This window comes from Mycobacterium sp. (assembly GCF_035603715.1).
Taxonomy (GTDB): Bacteria; Actinomycetota; Actinomycetes; order Mycobacteriales; family Mycobacteriaceae; genus Mycobacterium.
This window is the reverse complement of the sequence record NZ_DATNJW010000421.1, coordinates 1-3,021: the sequence shown is the minus strand read 5'-3', so window position 1 is coordinate 3,021 and position 3,021 is coordinate 1. Positions and strand designations below refer to the sequence as shown.

Annotated in this window: 3 protein-coding genes and 1 pseudogene; 2 read left to right on the top strand and 2 right to left on the bottom strand. The window is 68.6% G+C overall.

Annotation, left to right across the window (positions count from 1 at the left end):
* Positions 1 to 461 (bottom strand): DUF2505 domain-containing protein (locus VN856_RS17365; RefSeq protein ID WP_325691183.1); only part of this gene is annotated, 461 nt, incomplete at its 3' end.
* A gap of 26 nt (positions 462 to 487) precedes the next feature.
* Between VN856_RS17365 and VN856_RS17360 the strand changes: the two genes are divergently transcribed.
* Entirely contained in the window at positions 488 to 1,564 is a 1,077-nt protein-coding gene (locus VN856_RS17360) for a UDP-N-acetylmuramate dehydrogenase (protein ID WP_325691181.1), read from the top strand.
* A 46-nt stretch (positions 1,565 to 1,610) separates the two neighbouring features.
* Complete coding sequence (locus tag VN856_RS17355; protein WP_325691179.1) at positions 1,611 to 2,924, top strand: L,D-transpeptidase; 1,314 nt, start codon at positions 1,611 to 1,613, stop codon at positions 2,922 to 2,924.
* Here the strand turns inward: VN856_RS17355 and VN856_RS17350 are convergent.
* Positions 2,902 to 3,021 (bottom strand): annotated as a pseudogene (locus VN856_RS17350) (SDR family oxidoreductase); the annotation flags it as partial. The gene VN856_RS17355 and the pseudogene VN856_RS17350 sit on opposite strands and share 23 nt — an antisense overlap.

Sequence of the window (3,021 nt, the reverse complement as noted above, 5' to 3'; positions counted from 1 at the left end):
TGGTTGCCGATGAAGTTCTCCAGCTTGCCGCCGACAAGCGGGATGCGAACCTCGACGGTGGCCCGGAACTTCAACCGGGCGCCGCCCGATTCGGCCAGCGGCTCCAGCGTCGCGGTGCCGGTCAGCGACGCGGGCGAGTCCAAGATCGAGCCGGTGACGGTCGCCGTCGCGGTGCCGTCGGTGATCGGCTCCCAGCGCTCCTCGCGGCGGATGCGCAGATCGCCGCGGTGAAACTGAGTGACCACGCCCGGCAGCCGATCCGCGCGCAGCACCTGGGTGGTGACGACGTCGATGGTGCCGTCGTCACCGGACGGGCCGCCGAGTTGCATCGAATCCAGCGTCGTGTCGTCGGCGCCCGAGTCAGTCAGCCGGGCCAGCCAGTACTGCTCGTCGCTGAAGGCCCGGAGAACTTCTCCGACGGTGACCACGTAGTCGGTGGACATGTCGAACGAACGCGGCATAGCAGGTCAGGCTACCGTCAAGACTCATGAAACCGGGTGACGTGGGAACGGTTTTCGCCGGTGCGCGCGTCGACGACAGTGTGCCGCTGGCGCCGCTGACCACGTTGCGGATCGGCCCGGTCGCGTCGCGGGTGATCACCTGCACCAGCACCGAGCAAGTAATTGCGACGCTGCGCCATCTCGACGGCCAGGCCGCCCAGCCGCTGCTGGTGTTGGCCGGCGGCTCGAATGTGGTGATCGCCGACACGCTGACCGATCTCACCGTAGTTCGGTTGGCCAACAACAACATTCGTGTCGAGGGCAACATCGTGCGGGCCGAGGCGGGTGCGGTCTGGGACGACGTGGTGGTTGCGGCCATCGCCGCCGGCCTGGGCGGGCTGGAGTGCCTGTCGGGTATTCCCGGCTCGGCGGGTGCCACCCCGGTGCAGAACGTCGGGGCCTACGGCGTCGAGGTGGCCGACACCATCACCCGGGTTCGGTTGCTGGATCGCCGCACCGGTGCGGTGCGCTGGGCGCCGGCCGGCGAGCTCGGTTTCGGATACCGGACCAGCGCGCTCAAACACTCCGAAGCCGCTGTCGTGCTGGAAGTGGAGTTCGCGCTGGACGCCTCGGGTCGCAGCGCGCCGCTGCGCTACGGCGAACTGGTGACCGCATTGGACGCGACGGCCGACGAGCGGGCCGATCCCGCGGCGGTGCGCGACGCGGTGCTCGACCTGCGGACCCGCAAGGGCATGGTGCTCGACGGAGGAGACCACGACACCTGGAGCGTCGGGTCGTTCTTCACCAATCCCGTTGTCACACAGCAGCATTACCAAGAGTTGGCCGATGGTGCTGATCGTCCGGTGCCGCACTACCCGGCCCCGGACGGCGTCAAGCTCGCCGCGGGCTGGCTCGTCGAGCAGGCCGGCTTCGGCAAGGGTTACCCGGACGTCGACAACGCCCGCTGCCGACTTTCCACCAAGCACGCGCTCGCGTTGACCAACCGCGGCGGAGCCGGCGCCGCCGACGTGGTGACCCTGGCGCGCACCGTGCGCGACGGGGTGCGCGATGTGTTTGGTGTCACACTGATACCCGAACCAGTGCTGGTCGGCTGCTCCCTGTGAGCCGCGCGCGGAGGAAGCGCATCGTTTCCGCCGGTATCTTGATGTCGTGAGCACTGCGCGCGACCCTTCGCCGGTCACCCGGCGCCGGGCCCTGACGACCCTGGCGGTCGGAGTCCTCGCACCCAACGTGTTAGCCGCGTGCTTCGGCGGATCGACCAAGCAGGCCGAAAAGGCCAAACCCCCGGCCGACGCCACCATCACGTTCCGGCCCGCCGACAAAACCGCCAAGGTCCTGCCGACCACGCCGGTCAGCGTCGAGATTCGCGACGGCTGGTTTCAGCACGTCGCACTGACCAACGCGGACGGCAAGGTCGTCGCGGGCACGCTGAGCCGGGATCGCACCCTGTACACCGTCAACGAGCCGCTGGGCTACGACGGGACCTACACCTGGAGCGGGTCGGCGGTCGGCCATGACGGCAAAACCCACCCGGTGAAAGCCGAGCTGACCACGATCGCGCCCACCAAGGTGATCGACGGCGGATTCCAGCTCGCGGACGGCCAGACCGTCGGTGTCGCGGCACCGATCATCATCCAATTCGATGCGCCGATCGCCGACAAGGCCGCCGTCGAGCGGGCGCTGAAGGTCACCACCCAGCCGCCCGTCGAGGGCGGCTGGGCCTGGCTGCCCGACGAGGTGGGCGGCGCCCGAGTGCACTGGCGCAGCCGCGAGTACTACCCGGCCGGCACCAAGGTGAACGTCGACGCCAAGCTGTATGGGCTGGCCTTCGGCGACGGCGCCTACGGCAAGCAGGACATGAGCCTGAGCTTCGACATCGGTCGCCGTCAGGTGGTCAAAGCCGAAGTCACGTCGCACCGCATCCAGGTGGTCCGCGACGAGGGCGTCATCATGGACTTCCCCTGCAGCTACGGCGAAGCCGACAAGGCGCGCAACGTCACCCGTAATGGCATCCACGTGGTCAGCGAGAAGTACTCCGACTTCTACATGTCCAACCCGGCCGCCGGTTACAACCACATCCACGAACGCTGGGCCGTGCGGATCTCCAACAACGGCGAGTTCATCCACGCCAACCCGAGCAGCGCCGGCGCGCAGGGCAACACCAACGTCACTAACGGCTGCATCAACCTGTCGACGGCCAACGCCGAGCAGTACTTCGGCAGCGCGATCTACGGCGACCCGGTCGAGGTGACCGGCAGCACCATCGAGCTGTCCTACTCCGACGGCGACATCTGGGACTGGGCGGTCAGCTGGGACACCTGGATGGGGATGTCGGCGCTGCCGCCGCCGGACGGCGCCAAGCCCGCGCCGGTGTCGATTCCACGCAGCGCGCCCGCCACGCCGCATGACGCGCCGACGTTGTCGGGCACGCCGACGACGACTAGTCCTGGGCCCGGCGGTTAAACCGGCCGGCTGACGCCTGGTCGCGCGGCCGGATGATGATCTGGTCGAGGTTGACGTGCGAGGGCCGCGACGCCACGAATCCGATCACCTCGGCGAC